The sequence below is a fragment of the Hyphomonas oceanitis SCH89 genome, assembly GCF_000685295.1.
Taxonomy (GTDB): Bacteria; Pseudomonadota; Alphaproteobacteria; order Caulobacterales; family Hyphomonadaceae; genus Hyphomonas; species Hyphomonas oceanitis.
Genome location: NZ_ARYL01000021.1, coordinates 12,784 through 33,118, shown reverse-complemented (window position 1 = coordinate 33,118; position 20,335 = coordinate 12,784). Strand labels below are relative to the sequence as shown.

Genomic DNA, 20,335 nt, shown 5'->3' with positions numbered 1-20,335 from the left:
ATTGACCGAACTAGCGGTCCAGGCCCAGATCATCTGAGCGAATATCCGGCGTCTGGCCGGAGATCAGGTCTGCAACCACCCGCGCCGACCCGCACGACATTGTCCAGCCCAACGTGCCATGCCCTGTGTTGAGATAGAGATTGTCAAAGCCAGTTTTACCGATCAGCGGCGTACCATCCGGTGTCATGGGGCGGAAACCGGACCAAAAAGACCGCTCCGTGGACTCAGTCGCTTGCGGGAACAGGCTCAAAAGCGAATGCTCAAGCGTTCTCTGTCGTCGAGGGTTGAGGCTCCGGTCAAAGCCGGCAAGCTCTGCCATTCCCCCCACCCGGATGCGATCACCAAGCCGGGTAATGGCCACTTTATATGTCTCGTCCAGCAAGGTGGATTGCGGCGCGCTTTGGTCGTCGCCGACAGGAACTGTAATGGAATAACCCTTCACCGGGTAAACCGGCAAGCGCAGCCCGATAGGACGCGCCAGAACAGGCGACCAGCTTCCGCAAGCAAGGACAAATGCATCAGCGTTGATGCTATTGCCGGCAACGCGCACCGAGACACGGTTGCCCTGACGCTCCAGTTTTTCGATCGGCGCATTCCACATGAAATGTACGCCGCGTTGTTCCGCAATTGCCGCCAGCGCCTGCGTAAACTTGAAACAATCGCCAGTCTCGTCACCGGGCAGCCGTAGACCACCTACGATCGGCGTCTCTGCCTTGCGCAGGCCGGGCTCGATCTGACGGCACCCTTCCGCATCCAGAAGTTCGAAATTTACACCCTCACCCTTCAGCACGCCCATATCCATTTCAGCTGAATCAAGCTGGGCATGCGTACGGAAAAGCTGAAGCGTGCCCAGTGTGCGGTGATCATATTCAATGGCCTCCGTTTCTCTCAACGCCTGCAGCATCGCACGGCTATAGGTCGAGAGGCGCACCATTCGCGCCTTATTGATGGCATAGCGCTGCGGCGTACAATTGCGCAGCATACGGAGGCCCCAGCTAATCATGGCAGGGTCAGGCCGCGGCTGAACCACTAGCGGCGCATGCTCCATAAGCAGCCATTTGAGCGCCTTGAGTGGTATTCCCGGCGCCGCCCATGGCGCCGCATAGCCTGGTGATATCTCGCCTGCATTGGAGAAACTCGTCTCAAGGGCTGGGCCCGACTGGCGATCAATCACGGTGACATCATGCCCCGCAACAGAAGCATAATAGGCTGTCGTCACGCCGACGACGCCTGCACCCAGAACAACAACTTTCATTTTATACCTCTAAGCCCTATTGAGCCTGACCCGTGAAGCGCCGCTCAAATCGCTTACCTAGGCCGGTGAGAACCGCATGCGGCGCCGTGTCGAGTAGTGTCGCCAGATCGGATACGCTTTGATGCTGGCCGATCAGCTCAACCATGTCGCCAGGCTCTATGCTTTCCGCCGAGATTTCTGTGACGTCCGCCGTGCACGTATCCATCGAGACACGCCCCACGAGCGGGAGCGAAACGCCGTTTAGCCATACCGCGCCTTTGCCACCAAGTGCGCGCGGCCAACCATCCGCATATCCCACCGATAGTGTTGCAAGCCGCCGGGGTGAGGGCGTCACATAGTCATGGTCATAGCCAACCCCCACACCGGCTGGCACAGTCCGGATCTGGATCACCCGTGCAGAAAGTGCGATCGCAGGACGAAGACCTTTCGTCGGGCCGGGCAAGGGATCAATGCCATAGAGCACCAGTCCGGAACGAACCAGATCGCCAGCATGATCAGACATTCCCATGGCGGCTGCAGAATTGGCCAGCGATCTCTGCGCTCCCGGCACGCGTATCGCCATCTCCGCAAAACGCTTGGCCTGGTCTGCATTGGCAGGCGCATCAGGCATATCAGCGCAGGCCAGATGGCTCATCACAACGCGCAGGTCGACCCAGTCAAGGAAACCGGGCTGCCGCAGGAGCGTTTCCAGATCATTCACCCCGAGTCCCAGACGGGACATGCCCGTATCCAGCTGGAGGACAGCCGGCAATTTTTGGCCGATCTCGGCCGCCTGTCTCTGCCAGTGTCGCGCTTGTTCCAGCGTATTGAGTACCGGAAATATACCGGCCTGCGCACACAGACCTTCCATGCCAGGCGCAAGACCGTTGAGCACATAGAGGCGCGCAGATTCGGGAAGGCCTGAAACCAGTTCCAGCGCCTCTGCGAGATGCGCCACAAAGAAGTCCCGGCAGCCTGCACCTGCGAGCGCAGGCGCTATGGTACGCGCGCCCAACCCATAAGCATCCGCCTTGACGACTGCGCCAATGCGCGCCGCAGGCGCTTTCATCTGAACGAAGCGATAGTTTGCAATGACCGCTGAGAGGTCAATCGACAGAACGCCCGCCTCAACCTGAACGGATGATCCGATCCGGTCAGCCATTTCATTCAGCCGCACAGCTGGTTCAGTCAGCATTTGTGAGTTTGCTTAGTACAGCGAGCTTTTCGACTGGCGGTATCGCGCCTGCATCGCGAACAATCTTGAAGGCCTCGTCACTGGCCTGGAGCGTGTCGTCGATGTCTTTTTCTGTCATCGCCGCGCAGATGAACATGTTGTGCCATGGGTGGAAATAAACGCCACGTTTCATCAGTGCATCGTTCCAGAGATATCCCTTCCCGAGCCCCGGATCGTCGTCGAACATGATAAGAGGCATGACAGCCGGGCCAGTTTGCCGAAGTGAAAATCCGTGGCGTATTGCCGCTTCGTCCAATCCGGACCTTAGACGTTCACCCAAAATCTGGGTGCGCTCAAGATAGTCTGTCTCGCGCACCATTTTCAGCGTTGCAAGCGAGGCAGCCATGGGGGCAGCAGAAAACCAGTAAGAGCCGGTGACATAGATTGTGGCCGCTGCGGCGCGCGCCTTCTCGGCGCCGAGAAGCGCGGAGATCGGATGGCCGTTTGCAATCGATTTGCCCCAGCTTGACAGATCCGGCTGGACTCCGACGCGTGACCAGCTGCAGTCACGCGCGAGGCGCAGACCAGCCCGCACATCGTCGACTATCAGCAGCGCGCCGGTTTCGTCACATAGTTCACGTGCGCGGCCTGCATAGGCCGGGTCGAGATCTTGCTGATCCACAAATGTGTCGTGCTTGATCGGCGAGGCAAAGACAGCCGCCAGATCATCACCCGCCTCACGGACGGCAGCCTCCAGGCTTTCAACATCATTGTAGTCGTAGAAAATCTGGTGGGCCCGGTCACTCGGCACAACACCGTTTCGCAATGGTGTGCACCATGGCGCCGCGCCGTGATACGCACCTTTGGCGAGTACGATGGTCTTGCGGCGCGTATGGTTGCGGGCGATCATCATCGCCATCGTTGTTGCATCTGTGCCATTCTTGCAGAACATTGCCCAGTCGGCATGCGTAACCAGCGCCGTAATCTGTTCGGCAAGCTCGACCATGAGCCCGGCAGGACCCGTCATCGTGTCGCCCTGCTTCATACGGTCAATATAGGCGGCATCAATATCCAGTTGCCCATAGCCGAAAAGGTTGGGACCGTAGCCACACATATAGTCGATATAACGATTGCCATCGACATCCCACAAATAGGCGCCCGAGGCCCGATCAAAGAATTGAGGGTAATCATCCGGCAAGAGACGAACGGACTGGTGACCGTACATGCCACCCGGTATAACCGCCTCAGCCCGCTCACGCAGATTCTTGTCAACAGAATTAGAACACATGGCGCCCTCGCAAAGATTATGAATGATAGTTTTGACTATCTTACTATTTATGTCTAGGTTCGCAAGGCGAATTATGGAGGATAGTTCAGTGAAGCGGGATCTTATTTGTGTCGGGCTCATCACGCTGGACGTGGTCGGCCGTCCGATTACCGAAATTCCAGCCAATGAGGGCGGTCGGCTGATCGAACAGATCGCCTGTGCGCCGGCAGGAACGGCTGGCGGCACGGCCTGTATCGCGGCACGCCTTGGGGTGAGCACGGCGCTGGCAGGCGCGGTCGGGGATGACCTGACCGGACGTCTTGTGCGCTTTGCGCTGGAGGAGGGCGGGGTTGATACACAGCTTGTTCAGACACTTGCAGGCACCCCGACCTCGACCACCATCCTGCCCATCGATAATGAGGGACGCAGGCCGACGCTCCACGCCCCCGGCGCCGGATCGATTCCTCCGCTGACCGATGCGCTAAAAGAAGCGGCACAGAATACGAAATGCCTCCACTACGGCGCTATTGGCGCCCCCACATTTGATGGCGGCGCGGGCGCTGAGCTTCTGAAACTCGCGCGTGAGAATGGCGCTTTGGTTGTGTGCGACCTGATCGCGCCTGGCCCGGGTGCGCGGGACGAACTGGCGCTCATACTGCCGCACGTCGACTGGTTTATCCCAAGTGCCGATGAAGCGCGCCGCATAACCGGCGAAGACGATCTTGCCATGGCCGCCAAGGCTTTCCTTGCCATGGGGGCACGCAATTGCGTCATCAAGAACGGACGCGCCGGCGCTGTGATGGCCGCAGGCGAGCTGACGGGCCGACTGCCCGCGTTCTCGGTAAAGGTGGCCGACACGACAACTTGCGGCGACTCATTTTGTGCCGGCTTTATCGCCGCCCACCTGAAGGGCTGGGCAGACCTCGATGCCCTTCGTTTCGCCGCCGCGACAGCAGCGCATGTGGCACAAGGACTTGCAACTTACGGAAAGCTTGAAAGCTTCGCAGCGACAGAAGCGGCGATGCATGTATTACCCATTCTCGAGGACGCATGATGGACAAGGCACTTGAAAGCAAGCTGCGCGAGCAGATTACCGAGGTCATGCAAGCCATGGATGCCCGCGGTTTGAACCGAGGCACATCGGGAAATGTGTCAGCGCGGCTTGGAAGCTCGCTTCTGGTTACACCGACAGGCATTCCGCCGAGCGCGTTGCAACCGGAACACATCGTCCTGGTCGACGCGGAGGGTCACTTTGATCAGGACGGAATGCGTCCATCGAGCGAATGGCGCATGCACCAGCAGCTTTTGGCACTACGGCCTGACGTCAATGCAGTCGTCCATTGCCACTCCAGGCACGCAACCATGCTATCTTGCGCCCATCGCGAAATCCCCCCCATGCATTATATGGTCGCGGTCAGCGGTGGTGCGAGCATTCCCGTGGCCCCATACGCCACATTCGGTTCGGCTGAACTGGCAGAATCCGTGATCGCGACGCTCGACGGGCGCTATGCCGCCCTCATGGCCAATCACGGGCAGGTCGTCGTCGCGCCGAGCCTCAAGCATGCCCTCCTCATTACCGAAGAAGTCGAAGAGCAGGCTGCGATTTATTGGGGCACTTTGGCCATCGGCGGACCTAGCCTGCTTTCGGATGATGAAATGGCGCGCATCCTGGATCGCTTCAAGACCTATGGGCAGAAGAAGCAAGGCTGAATGCCGCAGCGCGCCTCGCTGCCCTTGCACATAAGATATCTATAGCTACCATCACTAAAGCACCCAATTAGGAGCTTCGCATGCTTGCCTGTTATACTGATCGCCTCAGCGTCCGCCCGGGCGAATCCTTTGCTTTGCATGCCACCGTTGCGAATGGGCCATGCCGCCTGGAGATCGCCCGCGTCGGCGCCGCACGTGAAATCGTTCTGACCATGGATGGCGTCGAGGCAGGCGAATATCCCGTCCCGCCGCATGTCGACCGGGATGGCTGCAACTGGCCCGTAGCACTGGAAGTGAAAGTTGGCGAGGACTGGAAGTCCGGATATTATGACATCTGCCTGACGGACATCGCCGGGCAAAAGACTCACCATTTTGTCTGTGTGCGCCCTACCGTCGGAACGACTGGCTCGAAAGCCGTCATGGTACTCTCTACCAACACGTACCATTCCTATAATTGGTGGGGAGGCGCGAATGCCTACTCGAACGTGACAGGCTTAATGAACGGCACCGTCCCGTTTGCGCAGGCCATGGACGAGGCTATCGGTGTTCTCTCCACGCAGCGCCCCTTCGTTCAGATGATCATCGCGCCACCGGAAAATCCGCCGCGCCTCGTCAACATGCGCAAACGTGAGTTCAAGGAAAAGCCGTGGGCCGCGGATCCGAAATTCATGCGTGAGCACAGTGTGTCACCCTATGATGGCTCGGCCGGATTCCTGCACAAATGGGAACATGCGTTTGTGGCTTGGGCAGAGACCGAAGGCTACGCACTGGACTTCGTGACCGACTATGATCTCGACGTCGATCAGTCTATCCTCGAAAGTTATGAATCCGCCTATTTTGTCGGCCACAGTGAATACTGGTCCGGCAACGAGCGCGCGCAGGTCGAGCGCTTTGTCGACGCCGGCGGCAATGTGGCCATTCTCTCGGGCAATACCTGCTTCTGGAAAGTGCGCTGGGAAGATGATGGCCGCACCTATGTCTGCCACAAATGGAAAGGATTCGAGGCTGAAGACGTGCCAGCAGACCAGGCAACGCACCTCTGGTCCCATTCCGCCTTTGGCGCACCGGAAGCAGAACTCACGGGCCTCAGTTTCAATTTCGGCGGCTATCACCGCCTCGGCATGTGCGTGTCGCGCGGCCAGGGCGGCTTTACCGTTTACAATGACCGCCACTGGGCGCTTGAAGGCTCTGACCTCTTCTACGGTGATGTGCTGGGGGGCGACATTCCGCTCATAGGCTACGAAAGCGACGGCTGCCTGTTCGAATTCGGAAAAGACGGCCTACCGCGCGCAATTCCGACGCTGGGCGTGCCAGCGAACCTCGAGATCATTGCGCTGGCCCCGGTTGCCTTTGGTGAAGACGCCGAAACCGGATACGCCGCCATGATCCCACCTGAGAAACTCGATGTCATTGCCGAAGTGACCTATGGCGACAGCTCACCAGCATCGCAGCAACGCGTCCTGCGCGGCCACACGATGATCACGAGCTTCAAGCGGGGCAAAGGCGAGGTCTTCAACTCCGGCACGACGGAATGGGCGCACGGCCTGGCTGCGAAGGACCCCTTCGTCGCCGCGATCACCCGCAATGTCCTGCACAAGTTTGGCGTGACACGCCGGGCGGAGGGCTAAACCCTTCGCCAAGGCACCTTGCGCCGATGCGTCAGGCGGGATCGATTTCCCGCCCGCCGCCTTTCACCAGAAAGAGCAGGAAGAACCCGGCGGCAAACAGCACCGTCACGGGGATGAACCCGGCCTGCTGCGATTTGAACACGCTGGTAAATATGCCGACGAAGAGCGGGCCAAGCCAGCTTGTGCTGTTGCCAGCCAGCGCAGCAAGGCCGAAGAAGGCGCCCATCTGAGACTTCGGGGCGATGCGCGTCAGCAGTGTGCGGCTGGAAGACCAGGCCGCAATCTGGAACACGAAGCCGAAAAAGCCGCAGAGCAGGAATGCCATTTCCGGCGCTGTCGTGAACATGGGTCCGTTCCACAAGGCAACCGGATCGGCGATATGAATGAACAGGATCTGGTCAGGCGCAGCGCCAATAATACCGATCAGGCCCAGAACCGATCCGGCGATCTCGATCTGGAAAGCCACTTTCGGCCCGAACATCTCGTCCAGCAAGCCAGCCGCAAAGCCGCCAATAAAGCCCGCTACACACCCAAGCAGGCCGTAAACCAGCATCTCAGTTGCGCCCCACCCCATCACGCCGGCCGCATAGACGCCACATAGGACAAGAAGAACGCCACCAGCATCTTGCGCCAAGGTCCGGGCCAGCAGGTATATCATTGCGTCAGAATTATCCTTTGCATTCCTGACTAGCCCGATCAGGGATTTAACCCCGCCGAGAATGGATTTCAGCGATGCCTTTTTGGCCACGGATGGCGCGTCACGGCTGAACAGGAACATGGGGATGGCGCACAGGGCGAATGTCGCCGCCACGAGGATTGGTACGATCCTGTCCGGCTCATGCGTTTCCTTTGACAGCCCAAGCAAGGGCGTTTCCGGCAGCATGAAAGCGAAAAGAATGAAGAGCAGGAGCCCAATGGACGTTACGTTCCCAAGCGACAGCGCGAGTCCAGATGCCATCGGCTGCATGCGCGGCTTGGCGGCATAGGTGAGCATAGAGGAGAACAGAACTTCACCGCAGGACAGCAACACTGCGATCGCGGCCAGAATGCCGGCAACGACCCAAGGCGACAGAAGCGTTCCGCCCGGAAGCGCGAACCACAGACTTAGCATCAGCGGGATGACCAGCAGCGTGCAAAGCCCGAGCCATGGCTTGCGCGGCCCAAGCAAGTCGACCGTTGCCCCCAGCACAGGGCCGGCGAAGGCTACGGTCAATCCTGAAATGATGCCGACCTGGGCGATCATCGCCTGGCCCTTCACGGCATCGCCGACAACTTCCGTCGCAAAGTAGGGCGCGAAGAGAAAGCCGCTGACAAGGCCGATATAGGGATCACGGCCGCCCTGGTAGAGCGCCCATGACCACGCACTCCGGTCGAGTTTCCGGCCAGAGACCGGAAACTCGGGTGAGGCTTCCATCTCACCCGAGGGCCCTGCCGACATCAGGGCCATCTTAGTAGTTGTAGCGCAGGAAGATGCCCACGCTGCGAGGGCGCGAATAAGTCAGCAGATCAACACCGAGACTGTCGATCGGGTTAGCCGAAGTTAGGTAGGCCTCATCTGTGAGGTTACGTCCCCAGAAGCCACCTTCGATATGGCCGCTCGCGGAAGTCATAGCAAGCTCGGCTCCGACGAGCCACAGCTCCGGATCGGAAAGGCGCTCACGCTCCGTGCTGTCGAAAAACACTTTGGAGCGATAGGAGATGTCAACGCTTGGCGTGATCGTGGCGCCGCTTGGCATTTCAAATGTGTACTGGGCGCGTGACGTCAGGCTGTACTTGGGCGCCTGCGGCATCTGATTGCCGGAATAGTCATCGCCCAGAGACTTGTAGTCTCCATATTCAGCATGCAGCCAAGCCATCCCAAGAGACAGGTCCAGGTTGCGCACTGGCATGTAGGTCAGTTCCGCTTCGGCACCGTACATGTCTGCGGAGGCCGCATTGTCCAGTACCTGCACAGTGACCCCGTCACGCAGCACAGTCGAGTAAGCCTGTATGTCCTGATAGTCATAGTAGAAGCCGGACAGGTTCAGGCGAAGACGCTGGCCCATCAGATCGCTCTTGGAGCCGACCTCATAGGCATTCACCGTCTCGTTGGCATAGGGCTGAATCTGCGAGGCGTCATCGGCATTGCCGCCGAAGAAACCACCGCTCTTGTAGCCCCGGCTATAGCTTGCGTAGACATTCGACAGGTCGCTGAGATTGTATTTCAGGCCTACCTTGCCGGACCAGTCGCTGAATGTCTTGCTGTCCTTGACCGAGAACTGGACGATCGATTCTTCGATGGTGCGAGCATAATCCATCGTCTTGTCGTCCGAAGACCAGCGCAGACCCGTTGTCAGGATGAGGTCCGGTGTCAGCTCATAGTCGGCCTGGCCGAAAATGGCATACGTGTCAGTTGTCTGCTCGTAGGGATAACCGAAGACGCCGATCGAATTCTCAGGGCTTGCGCCATTTGGATTCTCGGGCGTCACAAAGAATGGACGGTAGGCACGCAGAAGGTCGTAAGCGCTTTTGCTGTCAGTTGTATCGCGCATGTAATACGCACCGACGACCCATTGCAGCGCACCAACATCCGAAGCGAGACGCAGCTCCTGAGAGAACTCTGTCTGCTGGTTGATGTAAGATGATTCAATCATCTGCAGCGGGCTGGAATCAGTATTTTCCTGCGCGTTACGCTTAACGTCCTGCCAAGCCGTGATTGATGTCAGCGTCAGGTCGCCAACGCTACGGTCAACCGACAGCATGAGCGAGGTCAGATCAACCTTATCGAGACCTTCGAGATTTGAGTCGACCTTGTATGGATCGGGATTGGTATCGGCATATCCGAGCAGATCGGTGCAGAGTCCGCTGCGATAGGCATTCGGCGCGCAAACGCCGTCTGGGCCAGCCGCTTCCGGCGCCGATGGAAAGAGCGCGCGTGATTTTGGCTGTACAGCGCCACCACGGTTCATGAAACGATTGACCGTGAACATGACATCCGTGTCGCTGTCAGGTGTGAAGAGAAGCGAGCCGCGCACAGCATACTGTTCCGTGAAGTTCACGTCATGTCCGGTTGCCGCATTGGTGCTGAAGCCATCGTCTTCGGCATATTTGGCCGCAATCCGGAAGGCGAGCTTGTCTTCCACGATCGGCCCGCCGAAGGCTGCCGTGGCATCAACAGCGTTGAAGGTGCCATACTCAAGCGCGGCATAGCCCTCGGGCGAAAAGGTCGGGCGCTTGCTGATGACGTTTATGGCGCCGCCGGTTGTGTTGCGACCATAGAGCGTACCCTGTGGCCCGCGCAGCACCTCGACACGATCGAGATCGAAGAATGTCGCGAACTGCGCGAGCGGTGAGCCGATATAGACGCCGTCTGCATAGAGACCGACACCACTTGAAGACGTGGGGTTGAAGTCATTGAGGCCCGAGCCGCGGATGAAAATCTTCGGGTTTGCAGCCGCATCAGCTGCGGCAATACGCAGGCCGGGAACGAGATTGTCGAGTGAGACGACATTGGTCACGCGCTGCTTTTCCAGTGTCGACGACGACAGGGCCGTAATGGCGATCGGCACTTCCTGAACATTTTCAGAGCGTTTCTGAGCGGTCACAACAATCTGCTCAAGCACAGCAACGGCGTCTTCAGTCTCCGCCTGCGCTGGCGCACCCGCATCAGCTTCCTGTGCCTGCGCATATGCACTCGCGGCCATCAAAAGCGCCGCAGCGCTGGTACCAAGAAGACGCAATCTCATTACACTATCCCTTTCAATCTGCCTCTGAGGCTTTGGGATAGGGTAGCGATCGCTATATCTTTTACAATAGCTTTTATTACCATTTGATGATGTTACGTTTTCATGTGAGATAAATGTGCAACTTCACTCCGGGGACCGCCAAAGAAATGAGCAGCATGCCCAAGGCCGCCAGCGGAAAGCCTCTGAAAAAGTCCGCGTCACAAGTTGACACGACGACGAAGCAATTGCCGCAGCAAGCCCGCGCGCAGGACACGTTTGAACTTATCCTGGAAACGACCGGACACCTTCTGGATGAGGTCGGCCTTGAAAAGCTGTCCACAAATCTGGTCTGCAAAAGGGCCGGCCTGTCACCGCCCGCGCTCTATCGCTACTTTCCGAACAAGTATGCCATCCTGCGAGAGCTGGGCGAGCGTCTTATGGACCTTCAGGATCAGGCGGTTTTGGTCTGGATCGACAATGGCGGCCTGAATACGTCAACATTTGAGGAAGCCGTCGAAAGCCACCAGCTGTTGCAGGAAGGCGTGAACGAAATCACACGCAACTTCCCGGGCAATATTTTTGTGCTTCGAGCCCTTCGCGCCATTCCCCTGCTCAGGGAAGTTCGCATCGCGTCGCGCGACATGGTGGCTGAACGCCTGTCAGATGCGATGTCCAAACGCGACCCCAGCATATCCCGCGAGCGCTATGCCGCAGCTGCCCGACTAACGACAGAACTTGCCTATGCGGCCATGGAAATGGTGCTTGAAGAGCCTGAGCGTGATGCCGAGCATATCAGCACGGAAGTCGCGCGCATGATTGTCCGATACTATGCCGTGCTGAAGGATGACTAGCGAGGCGTGAATGGGCCAAACAAGGCCCCATCGGACCGAGATCAGTCAACAATGCGCGCCGTGGCACTTGCATCCCGCAATGCCTTGAATTCCGAAGTCTCCTTGAGATCCGGCCAAATCTGCGAATTGGCAAGGTCCCGCGTCATGTCGAGAAAGAGCTCTACATCCTGCGCCGCACCGCGCAGGTCCCACTCGGGATCCCATGCATCATACTGGTTGTGATAGCGATTATCCGTATAGCCTTTGACCCACGCATTGCCTGCTTCCCGGCCGCCATCGACCAGGTCAGGCCCACCGGCGATGCCCATGATCAGCAGCACCGGCACACCGCGGCGCGCGAGCGAGAAATGGTCAGCCCGATAGAAAAGCCCGTTCTCCGGCAGCCCCTCTGGCGAAACGGTCCGTCCCTGCCCTGCGGCCGTCTCCGCCATGAGCTCTTCCAGATCACTCTGCCCTTCGCCGACCTGAATCACATCACGCGCAGGTCCCGCTGTCTGGAGGATATCCAGCGTCAGATTGGCAACCGTCGTCTCCAGTGGATAGATCGGATCCTGCGCATAGGCCTCTGATCCCAGAAGGCCGCTTTCCTCGCCCGTCCAGGCGGCGAACACCACGGTTCGGTCAAGGAGCGGTCCGGCTTTCAGGTTACGCGCGATCTCCATGATCCCCGCAAGGCCTAGCGCATCATCATTGGCACCCGGCCGCACGACCCGCCCCTGCGCATCCGGCGCGCCGATGCCGTAAGCATCCCAGTGGCCTGACAGCATGACCGTCTCGTTGGGCCGCGCCTTGCCGGTGATCTTGCCTAACACATTCTGGCTTTCGGCCGTTTCAACCGATAGGGCGAGGTCTGCATTGAAGCGGAGATCACCCAGTTGAATGGCCTTAAAGTCACGCTGGCGCGCGGCCGTGCGCAGGACGTCCAGATCATAGCCGGCCTGGGCCAGCGATTGCTTCGCCATATCCTCGTGCAGCCAGCCCTGCAGGTCGACCGACGCCGCCTTGGCGCCCTTCCCCGCCACAGCATAATTCTCCCCCGGGGAGGATGACGCGACATTCCAGCCATAACCGGCCGCCTTGGTCTCGTGAATGACAAGCGCCGCCACGGCGCCGCGACGGGCCGCCTCTTCGAACTTGTAGGCCCAGCGGCCATAATAGGTCATGCGCCGTCCGCCGAACACACCGCTGACAGGGTCGTCTTCGGCCACACCGAAATCAGGATCATTGACCAGGAAAAGGGCTACCTTCCCCGTCAGGTCCATATCGCCGAAATCATCCCACTCCCTCTCAGGGGCGGTAACGCCAAAGCCGACGAAAACGACCGGTGCGTTCTTCACGGCAATGGTAGGGCGGGGATTGGCAGAGCTGATTTCAATATCGCGGCCTTGTTCAATGGGTATCGTGAGGTCGCCGTACCGCACATTAAGCGTCCGCACATCCGTGACGACGGAATGCTTGAGGGTCACGGGATCCGTCCACTTGCCATCGCGCCCACCAGGCTCCAGGCCAAGCGCGGCAAAGCGCTTGATCAGGTAATCAACCGTTTTCGTTTCGCCTTCGGTGCCGGGCGCGCGCCCCATGAACTCGTCGGATGCCAGGACTTTGACAGTTTCGGACATGTTCGCCGTATTGATCGGGGAAACATCACCCCCGAGAGGCAGTGTGTGTGCACAGGCCGCCAGCACGAGACCAGCACTTACCGAAACCAATAATGTCCTGAGCATCTGCACGTCACCTGTCCTGCCTGCGGCTTTCAAAACTGGTCTCGCTTGTAACTCGATTTGCCACATCGCCAAGGCCCCGGCGCAGGCCACCGACGGGGAAGGCCTCGGGCTATGCGCTGCTACACATTTGATTTTGATGAGTTTTGCAAAACAAAACCGCTTCGGAAAGCGGTTTGGTGCAGAAGAGGACTCGAACCTCCACTCCCTTACGAGAACTACGACCTGAACGTAGCGCGTCTACCAATTCCGCCATCTGGGCACGGGGTAGGAAGGCGGTCAAATACGTGCTGATGTGACGGGCGTCAACGGGGAAACTGTAGGAGTTGCACGCGAAAGGCTTGGTGGCCCCGGCGCGATTCGAACGCGCGACCTACAGATTAGGAATTTATACCAGGGGTTGAATTGCATTGTTGCGATTTGAGAATATCCAATAAAAACAGCTCTTGTTTTGCCTCACTTTGATATACATTGTTGGGTCAAGTTTGAAAAAGTTACCAAAGTTACCACGGAGCCCGAATTTTCCCGAAAATACAGTGCTCATGTCTGTAGGTCGGGTTACCGCGGGTTACCAGATGAGCGCCCTTGGCGTTTAAGCGGCCTTGCGACTTTTCACAATGCTGTTTCTAGTCCCCGCCAAACGCCTCTGAATACACGCTCTCTACCTTCTCGACCTCCGGCGCAGTCAGCAACGCGAACTCTCCTTCACGGGCCCGTTTGGATAGCCGCCCATCGTTCTGACTGAGGAAATGGTAGAGGAGATCAATCGTCTTGTCGGGCATTTCGACAAGCGCTTCCACACCGGCCTTGAAGCGATCATAGCTTCTCAGGAATGCGACCTCCCTTGGGAGGTCCGTTTCGATTGTCTGGCGCACGCATGACATCAGGAATTCCGCGTGGGGCGTCGCATCGAAATATCGATAGAGATCCGACGTGTCGTTCTGCACGTCGACATTGCCAGCGGGCGTCGCACGCCAGTCCACGAAGGGCAGTATCCGGCGAGAGTGGGATTCCAGCACGCGGCGGTATGCCTCGATGCGTTCCAGGATAGCGCTCGAAATCGGGAATACCAATCCCGGCGGGTTGAACCCGGCACGCGCGAGGACGTGGTGGATCAGGTATCTGTGCAACCGGCCGTTTCCATCCTCGAATGGGTGGATGTAGACAAATCCGAATGCCAGGACGGAAGCGGCGACGATGGCGTCCATCGAGGACGCATACTGATCGTCAAAGGCCAGCAGCCCGTCCATCAAGGCGGGCAGATCCTCGGGCCGGGCACTGACATGATCCGGAATTGGCGCACGCGTCACGCGGTCGTGCGTACCCACGAACCCGCCTTCATTGCGATAGCCCTTGTGCACAAATCGCGTGTCACCGAGGACGAGTTCCTGCAAGCGCAGGAGTTCTGCATGGCTGAGCGAGCGCCCGCCCGCTTGCCCGATCGCTGCGCCCCATCGCTGGATCCGGTCCTGCGGCGGGCTTTCGCCCTCGATCGCATAGCTGGCTCTTGAATCATTGAGCAGCAGGAAAGCGGCGGCACGCGTAATCATGTCCCCTGGCACAGATCCGATTGCGGCGGCTGCCTCGGTCTTCAAATCCAGTTTCAGCAAGGCCTCAATGTCCGCCGTCCGGAAAACGAGCGGACAGAATGCCGGTGTGCCGGGGAGATTGTCACGCACACGATGACGACGGGAATTCCTGGAGCGGCCGGCAAGTTGCTGCGTCTCGTCGATAGCATCCACATAGTTGCCCGTCAGGGCATCGGGCAGGTCCACTGCTTCGCCGAGAAGCCATTCATAGAGAAACCAGGCACGGCGTGCATACTGGCTGGTCGGCGCTGCTGTCACGAATTCTTCGATCGCACCGGGGCCAACGGCCCGGAACAGGGATTTCAGGACGAGCAGGTCCACGCCTTCATACTTCAAGGCAAATGTCAGGTGGCCTGCAAGGCTCGGCTCTGGCGCGTGGCGCTTCGTGTAGACAGTCCAGTCTGGCACTTCCACCACTCGGTAGTCCGCGCGAAAAGCTGAAAGCAAATGGGGAGGCGGGATGAAGAGGTCATATGCCGCTATCAGCGCAGCGTAGCCGACGGGCTGCGTGTCCTCCGGGACCATACGATCCCGAATAATTCTTACATCTCGTCCGAAATCGATATTTTTGTCATTCATTTCGAAAAATCATTATATTCGCGGCAATTCACGTTTTTCTATATAGTCGAAAAACGATTACAAATCTCGTACAGTTTTTATTATTTGTGATTTATTCGAAAAATTATTATTCGAAGCTGTGCTGGCACATTTGAAGCAGGGCCTGATAAATCGTTTGAATTCAAGAGAGGGAGCCGCGCGCGATGCGTTACACTACAATAGAAATTCCCGTGGTGTAACTGCCCTGCCCCTCCTTCGCCTTGGCGGATAAATCACACATTTTCTACCTTCAGTAATATATCTTTCTATTTAATGGAGCTTTTGGCACGCCTCCTGCTTGGGCCCAGTCGATAGACAGGAGTCAGGTATGACCCAATTCATTTCGCCGCTGGACGATACGCTCATCCGTTTCGATGCCGCAGCCGCGCTTCTGGCGAACCGAGAGCCCAACGCGACCCCGGATGCCATGCTGGAAATGCTTGTACAGGCAGCCTGGCGCGGCGATTACAATCCGCCCTGCCAGTATGAAGATAATGACTATGATCACTCACAACGCGATGATCCGGACAACTGGCTGCGAATCCCGATCGAAGCACCGTCTGCAAGTCTCACCGAAGGGCAACTCAGTCTCAAACCGCGACCCTTCAAATACTACGAAGGCGGCTGCGAGACCCTGCTGAGCGTCATGTATTGTATGAGGCTCCTGCCAGGTGATCAGTCCGCCTGGGACGATCTGCTCAATAATGGAAATGGCAGAATGTATCTGCATGGCGCGCAAGATGCCCTGACAGCACTGGTCGGCCTGCCCCTCAACACGTATTCAGAAGCAGGTCGCGCCTATTTCGCCGGGCTCTATATTCCGCGCCGCATGCTGCAGGCCTGGCTCGACCAGCGGTCGTCCCGGTTCCTCCGTCTCTTCAACCACGATCAAGCGTCGGACCATCACCCAATCACTGAGCCTGCCAATGATCGACACAGTCACCCGGCCCAGACCAGGCGCGGCCGTCCGGCCCTCGGCGCATGGCCCTCGATCGCCGCCTGGGCATTGGAGCTCAACGAGAGCGATCCGGATATGCCACGCAAGGAACTCGCTGGCCGGCTATACGAACGCGCACTTCAGGAATTCGAGGCTGCCGATGTCCCGAATGAAACCACGATCCTCAGGCGGCTTGCCGGCATGCTCGACGATCGCGAACCGCCTATGCGGGGCGATGCCTGAGTTTGTGCCAACAATGAAAGGATTGCGTTTCATGGCTGTCCCTTGCGGCAGATCCGGCCGCATGGATGCGCAAGCACAAATGAGGATGCAATAAGACGAAATCATTCCTCTTTTTCGCCTGCGCGCCGCGTGCTGGGCTTGAGCTCACTCATCACGAGAGGAGCAGAATCCCATGTCCAGACCCGATCACAATCTTCCGGAAATCGAGGATATCCTTCAGGACAATCCCGGTTGGCTAGATGAAGCCATCGACACCCCTTCCGTTTCCAGACTGACGGGCGTTCCAGCCTGCACCCTGGCCACGTGGCGCTGCCGTGGCGGTGGACCACCGTTCATGAAGCTCGGTTCAGCTGTGCGCTACCGGCGCCGGACTGTTCTCAAATGGCTGGCCGAATGCGAAAAGTCCGACGCCGACACCTCGCCCAAGCGCCATGTCTGAACCGACGCGGCCTCTGTCCATCCGCCTTGCCGCGTCCGACATTGATCAGTTGACGGCACGCGCCCGGCGCATCTCCGGCACGCCGACAGGTGTTGCGCGCGAATTGATCCGGTCCGGCCTGACCCATGGCGATCCGTTCACGCAAGCTGAGCGGCTCCTCAAGATCGAACGACGTCTCGCGGTCCTGTCCCAGGACCTGCAGGCTGTTGCCAATGCAGCCACCCAGAACGGCGGATCACTCGGACGCGTGGAGTCAATGTTCGACGAATTGCTCCATGCCCTCAGCGGTCAGCCGACACGTCAGGAAGCATAGATGGGCTCTCTAAAGAATACCTTTCTCGTCATCGGCTTCGTCTCCGCGCTTGCCGCCTATGGCGCCTACAAGGTCGGCTTCGATTGGATGCGTCCGGGCGCAATCGCCGAAGACGGCCTGTTCGCGCGTCATGATGCGGCCTTCATGGATCTCTGTGGCAAGGCACGGATCACATCCATTATCCATGATCCCGCCGGATCATACCACTGGCCGCGCTGCCGGGCTGTCATGCAGCACTACGGCACGTACGAAGCGTTCAATCTTCGTCACAATGGCGTTGCAGGCCTCGGCGCCCTGTCAGCCCTCAGTCTGCTCGGCTTTGCGCATCTTGCCATGGCGGAAAAGTCTGCCCCCAAAGTCGTACGCGGTCCCGTGCGCCTGACCGGAAGAAAAGCATACGCCGCGATAAGAAAGACAAGCCGAAAGGAGATCCGGCAGACCGGTGAGGGGATCGACTTCCCGCCCGGCCTCCCCATGAGCCGAGACCGGGAATCGCGTCACTGCCTGATATCCGGGTCGGTGGGCTCCGGCAAAACCCAGACCATCCAGCACATGATCCTGGAAGCCATGCGCTGGGGCGACAAGATGCTCATCCTCGACACCAAGGGGGACATGACCGAACGCTTGCCGGGCGAGATCACGCTGATTGCACCGCAGGACAAGCGATCAGCGGTCTGGGATATCTCAGCCGACTGTGTCACCAAGCAGGACGCGCGGGAGCTGGCTGCCCGGTTCATCCCGAAAAGCAGCGACCCGATGTGGGCAGAGGCCGCCCGCGAGCTGCTCGTTGCCTGTATCGTCAGCCTCCAGCATGAAATGCCCGCCACCTGGTCATGGGGCGATCTCCATGCCCGCGCTCTGCTGGGTGCCGACGAATTGAAAGACATGGCGCTCGTCCATCATCCGGCCGCCGCGCAGATGATCGGCGATCCGGCCAGCAAGACGGCCATGTCCATCCTAACCACGTTCAAGGCACATATTCATGTGCTGGAAGCAATGGCAGAAGCCTGGAGCGCAGAGGATCAGGAAAAGTTCAGCGCTGCGAGCTGGCTGACAGACCCCCACGCCACCCAACCTGTCATCCTGCAACGCGACGGGCGCTACCCCCAGCTGACCAATGCCTGGATCGGAGGTCTGGTCAGTCTGTTGTCATCGCATGTCTGCAGTCCGGCGTTCAGCGAAAGCAGCCAGCGCCGCATCTGGCTCTTTCTTGACGAATTTCCGCAACTTGAAGCGATGGATGACCTGGCTTCCCTGCTGGACCTTGGACGATCAAAGGGCGTGTGCGTGGTGCTGGCTGCTCAGGACACATCCCAGATCCGCATCAGGTATGGCCGCGACCGGACCAATGCCTGGCTGTCGATGATCGGCACCCATATTATCGGTCGCATGAACCCCGGTGAAGGGGCCGAGGATATCAGCCGGGCCATCGGCATGCAGGAGATCGAAAGAGAATCACGTAGCAAAAGCCATTCCGGCGGAAACAGTTCGGTCAGCATATCGACCGAACGCTCGCTGCGTGCGGTGATGACGCCGAGCGAGCTTTCGTCGCGCCTTGGACGAAAAGGGCGCAAGGTCCGAATGCTCGTGCTGGGCTTCGGAGAAAACGTTCACGAAATCGACCTGCCGATCACGATCCTTCCGCCTCAGCGTCCCGCGAATGTCCCGGCTGCCTGGACCCGGCCAGAGCAGAAAACGGCAGCCCCCGAACCGTCGCCTGTACGCCCTGCCTCACCGAGCCAGCGGCCGCAAAAGGCAGGCCTGCTTTCAGCCGACGACATTGCACGCATTCGCAAGCCAAAGCCCGGAAGCGTGGACTGATGGTCGCCTCCATCTCCGCCCGCAAATCGGTTGGCGCCGCTGTCAGCTATTTCAAGCACATGGCCCATGACGAATACTATACCGGCAAGGGTGAGGCCGAAGCGGAAGCAGACGGCGAATGGGACGGACGTGGCGCAGAACGCCTCGCCCTGGAAGGACCGGTCTCGAAGGCCGACTTCGAGGCAGCCCTCAACGGCATCGACCCGAAGACCGGCGAGCGCCTCACCCAAATCGGCAAGTCGCACGCACCTGGCTGGGACATGACCTTCTCGGCCCCGAAATCGGTCTCGGTCATGTGGGCGCTTTCGCCACCAGACGACCGCAAGACAATCGAAACCGCGCACCGCCAGGCCGTTCACGCTGCGACCACCCATCTCGAAGACCATCACGCGTTCACCCGGCGCGGCAAGGGCGGCGCTATCCGCGAACCGGTCGCCGGACTGACCATCGCCCGGTTTCATCATCACACCAGCCGCGATCTTGATCCTCAGCTGCACACGCACGCGTTCATTTTCAACACCGCCCCGCGCCGCGACGGCACCTGGGGCAGTCTCGTCAGCCGCGACCTCTACAAGGCCCAGAAGGAAGCCGGCGCAGTCTATCGCCAGCACCTCGCCAACACGCTCGAACGCGAGGGCCATTCCGTCGAACGCTTCGGTACAAGCTTTCGCCTGAAGGTGATCCCCCGCGACGTCGAGCGCGCCTTCTCCAAACGCAGGCAGGCTATCGAACAGGCGGCCGACAGATACGGCTACCATACGCCGAAGGGCATGGAACTCGCAGCGCTGCGCACACGCCAGGCCAAGCGGCCAAGAGAGCGTGCCGCACTGTTCCAGGCATGGCAGGCAGAGGCCAGAACGCTCGGCTTCGATCTCGCTAGGGCGCGCCAGCAGCAGGCTCATACCGGCGCCCAGACCCAGCACGTACCGACGCGAACTCACCAGGCTCCCACAAGATCGCCAGCCCGTATCTTGCCCTCAGCCCAGCAGTTGATCCGCGCCATCGCGTTGGCCTCGCGAGCCTCATCCAGTATGCAAGGCGTGCAGGTAAATTTGCGTCGTAAACACGGCGACCGGGAATTCGACCGGGAAAGCTGATACGCGTAGC

The 20,335-nt window shown here is 59.0% G+C and carries 16 protein-coding genes and 1 tRNA gene; 9 read left to right on the top strand and 8 right to left on the bottom strand.

The features are described 5' to 3' along the window. Positions 1-10: 10 nt before the first annotated feature. The 3 genes from HOC_RS13510 to HOC_RS13500 are packed head-to-tail and all read right to left on the bottom strand — an operon-like array spanning position 11 to position 3,696. The gene (locus HOC_RS13510; protein ID WP_035539489.1) at positions 11-1,255 is read right to left on the bottom strand and encodes a D-amino acid dehydrogenase; all 1,245 of its coding nucleotides are present in this window, start codon (positions 1,253-1,255) and stop codon (positions 11-13) included. A 16-nt stretch (positions 1,256-1,271) separates the two neighbouring features. Next, positions 1,272-2,429, bottom strand: a complete 1,158-nt coding sequence (gene alr / locus HOC_RS13505) for an alanine racemase (RefSeq protein ID WP_084146328.1) — start codon at positions 2,427-2,429, stop codon at positions 1,272-1,274. Next, positions 2,419-3,696, bottom strand: coding sequence for an aminotransferase class III-fold pyridoxal phosphate-dependent enzyme (locus tag HOC_RS13500; protein WP_035539488.1), 1,278 nt, complete (start codon positions 3,694-3,696; stop codon positions 2,419-2,421). Before HOC_RS13500 ends, alr begins: the two co-directional genes overlap by 11 nt. 88 nt (positions 3,697-3,784) lie before the next feature. Between HOC_RS13500 and HOC_RS13495 the strand changes: the two genes are divergently transcribed. The 3 genes from HOC_RS13495 (at position 3,785) to HOC_RS13485 (ending at position 7,013) form a co-directional block, all read left to right on the top strand. After that, a complete protein-coding gene (locus HOC_RS13495) occupies positions 3,785-4,729 on the top strand; it encodes a carbohydrate kinase family protein (protein ID WP_035539535.1) in 945 nt (314 codons plus the stop codon). Beyond that, the gene (locus HOC_RS13490; RefSeq protein ID WP_035539487.1) at positions 4,729-5,385 is read left to right on the top strand and encodes a class II aldolase/adducin family protein; all 657 of its coding nucleotides are present in this window, start codon (positions 4,729-4,731) and stop codon (positions 5,383-5,385) included. Before HOC_RS13495 ends, HOC_RS13490 begins: the two co-directional genes overlap by 1 nt. An 80-nt stretch (positions 5,386-5,465) precedes the next feature. Further along, complete coding sequence (locus tag HOC_RS13485) at positions 5,466-7,013, top strand: N,N-dimethylformamidase beta subunit family domain-containing protein (protein WP_035539486.1); 1,548 nt, start codon at positions 5,466-5,468, stop codon at positions 7,011-7,013. A gap of 31 nt (positions 7,014-7,044) precedes the next feature. Here the strand turns inward: HOC_RS13485 and HOC_RS13480 are convergent, their stop codons facing one another. Together HOC_RS13480 and HOC_RS13475 are read right to left on the bottom strand one after the other, a co-directional pair. Continuing rightward, positions 7,045-8,451 (bottom strand): MFS transporter, encoded by a 1,407-nt coding sequence (locus HOC_RS13480; protein WP_162174856.1) that lies wholly within the window; start codon positions 8,449-8,451, stop codon positions 7,045-7,047. Positions 8,452-8,461: 10 nt separating this feature from the next. Then, on the bottom strand, positions 8,462-10,738 hold the full coding sequence (locus HOC_RS13475; protein WP_035539484.1) for a TonB-dependent receptor: 2,277 nt from the start codon (positions 10,736-10,738) through the stop codon (positions 8,462-8,464). Between the two features lie 146 nt (positions 10,739-10,884). Between HOC_RS13475 and HOC_RS13470 the strand changes: the two genes are divergently transcribed. Beyond that, positions 10,885-11,568, top strand: coding sequence for a TetR/AcrR family transcriptional regulator (locus tag HOC_RS13470; RefSeq protein WP_206741576.1), 684 nt, complete (start codon positions 10,885-10,887; stop codon positions 11,566-11,568). 41 nt (positions 11,569-11,609) lie between these two features. Here the strand turns inward: HOC_RS13470 and HOC_RS13465 are convergent, their stop codons facing one another. The 3 genes from HOC_RS13465 to HOC_RS13455 all read right to left on the bottom strand — a co-directional run bounded on the left by HOC_RS13465 (position 11,610) and on the right by HOC_RS13455 (position 15,457). Continuing rightward, positions 11,610-13,292 (bottom strand): M20/M25/M40 family metallo-hydrolase, encoded by a 1,683-nt coding sequence (locus HOC_RS13465; protein WP_035539482.1) that lies wholly within the window; start codon positions 13,290-13,292, stop codon positions 11,610-11,612. A 174-nt stretch (positions 13,293-13,466) separates the two neighbouring features. Beyond that, positions 13,467-13,551: transfer RNA gene (locus tag HOC_RS13460), tRNA-Leu, on the bottom strand. A 364-nt stretch (positions 13,552-13,915) separates the two neighbouring features. Continuing rightward, the gene (locus HOC_RS13455; RefSeq protein ID WP_035539480.1) at positions 13,916-15,457 is read right to left on the bottom strand and encodes a Fic family protein; all 1,542 of its coding nucleotides are present in this window, start codon (positions 15,455-15,457) and stop codon (positions 13,916-13,918) included. 346 nt (positions 15,458-15,803) lie between these two features. On the opposite strand from HOC_RS13455, the gene HOC_RS13450 reads away from it, so the two are divergent. The 5 genes from HOC_RS13450 to mobF all read left to right on the top strand — a co-directional run bounded on the left by HOC_RS13450 (position 15,804) and on the right by mobF (position 20,325). Continuing rightward, positions 15,804-16,655, top strand: coding sequence for a hypothetical protein (locus tag HOC_RS13450; RefSeq protein WP_035539479.1), 852 nt, complete (start codon positions 15,804-15,806; stop codon positions 16,653-16,655). A gap of 172 nt (positions 16,656-16,827) precedes the next feature. Continuing rightward, positions 16,828-17,094 (top strand): helix-turn-helix transcriptional regulator, encoded by a 267-nt coding sequence (locus HOC_RS13445; protein WP_206741575.1) that lies wholly within the window; start codon positions 16,828-16,830, stop codon positions 17,092-17,094. Next, positions 17,087-17,407: a hypothetical protein gene (locus tag HOC_RS13440; protein WP_035539477.1), complete on the top strand. Its 321-nt coding sequence runs from the start codon at positions 17,087-17,089 to the stop codon at positions 17,405-17,407. The genes HOC_RS13445 and HOC_RS13440 overlap by 8 nt, the downstream gene beginning before the upstream one ends. Next, on the top strand, positions 17,408-19,228 hold the full coding sequence (locus HOC_RS13435) for a type IV secretion system DNA-binding domain-containing protein (protein ID WP_051624878.1): 1,821 nt from the start codon (positions 17,408-17,410) through the stop codon (positions 19,226-19,228). After that, positions 19,228-20,325, top strand: coding sequence for a MobF family relaxase (gene mobF / locus HOC_RS13430; RefSeq protein WP_035539475.1), 1,098 nt, complete (start codon positions 19,228-19,230; stop codon positions 20,323-20,325). The genes HOC_RS13435 and mobF overlap by 1 nt, the downstream gene beginning before the upstream one ends. Positions 20,326-20,335: the final 10 nt, after the last annotated feature.

Bases quoted from the DNA above. Each gene is read 5' to 3' on its own strand.
- HOC_RS13445 (WP_206741575.1), top strand. From the start codon at position 16,828: ATGTCCAGACCCGATCACAATCTTCCGGAAATCGAGGATATCCTTCAG.
- mobF (WP_035539475.1), top strand. From the start codon at position 19,228: ATGGTCGCCTCCATCTCCGCCCGCAAATCGGTTGGCGCCGCTGTCAGC.
- HOC_RS13470 (WP_206741576.1), top strand. From the start codon at position 10,885: ATGAGCAGCATGCCCAAGGCCGCCAGCGGAAAGCCTCTGAAAAAGTCC.
- HOC_RS13485 (WP_035539486.1), top strand. From the start codon at position 5,466: ATGCTTGCCTGTTATACTGATCGCCTCAGCGTCCGCCCGGGCGAATCC.
- HOC_RS13455 (WP_035539480.1), bottom strand. From the start codon at position 15,457: ATGAATGACAAAAATATCGATTTCGGACGAGATGTAAGAATTATTCGG.
- HOC_RS13480 (WP_162174856.1), bottom strand. From the start codon at position 8,451: ATGTCGGCAGGGCCCTCGGGTGAGATGGAAGCCTCACCCGAGTTTCCG.
- HOC_RS13500 (WP_035539488.1), bottom strand. From the start codon at position 3,696: ATGTGTTCTAATTCTGTTGACAAGAATCTGCGTGAGCGGGCTGAGGCG.
- HOC_RS13465 (WP_035539482.1), bottom strand. From the start codon at position 13,292: ATGCTCAGGACATTATTGGTTTCGGTAAGTGCTGGTCTCGTGCTGGCG.
- HOC_RS13510 (WP_035539489.1), bottom strand. From the start codon at position 1,255: ATGAAAGTTGTTGTTCTGGGTGCAGGCGTCGTCGGCGTGACGACAGCC.
- alr (WP_084146328.1), bottom strand. From the start codon at position 2,429: ATGCTGACTGAACCAGCTGTGCGGCTGAATGAAATGGCTGACCGGATC.
- HOC_RS13435 (WP_051624878.1), top strand. From the start codon at position 17,408: ATGGGCTCTCTAAAGAATACCTTTCTCGTCATCGGCTTCGTCTCCGCG.
- HOC_RS13475 (WP_035539484.1), bottom strand. From the start codon at position 10,738: ATGAGATTGCGTCTTCTTGGTACCAGCGCTGCGGCGCTTTTGATGGCC.
- HOC_RS13440 (WP_035539477.1), top strand. From the start codon at position 17,087: ATGTCTGAACCGACGCGGCCTCTGTCCATCCGCCTTGCCGCGTCCGAC.
- HOC_RS13490 (WP_035539487.1), top strand. From the start codon at position 4,729: ATGGACAAGGCACTTGAAAGCAAGCTGCGCGAGCAGATTACCGAGGTC.
- HOC_RS13450 (WP_035539479.1), top strand. From the start codon at position 15,804: ATGACCCAATTCATTTCGCCGCTGGACGATACGCTCATCCGTTTCGAT.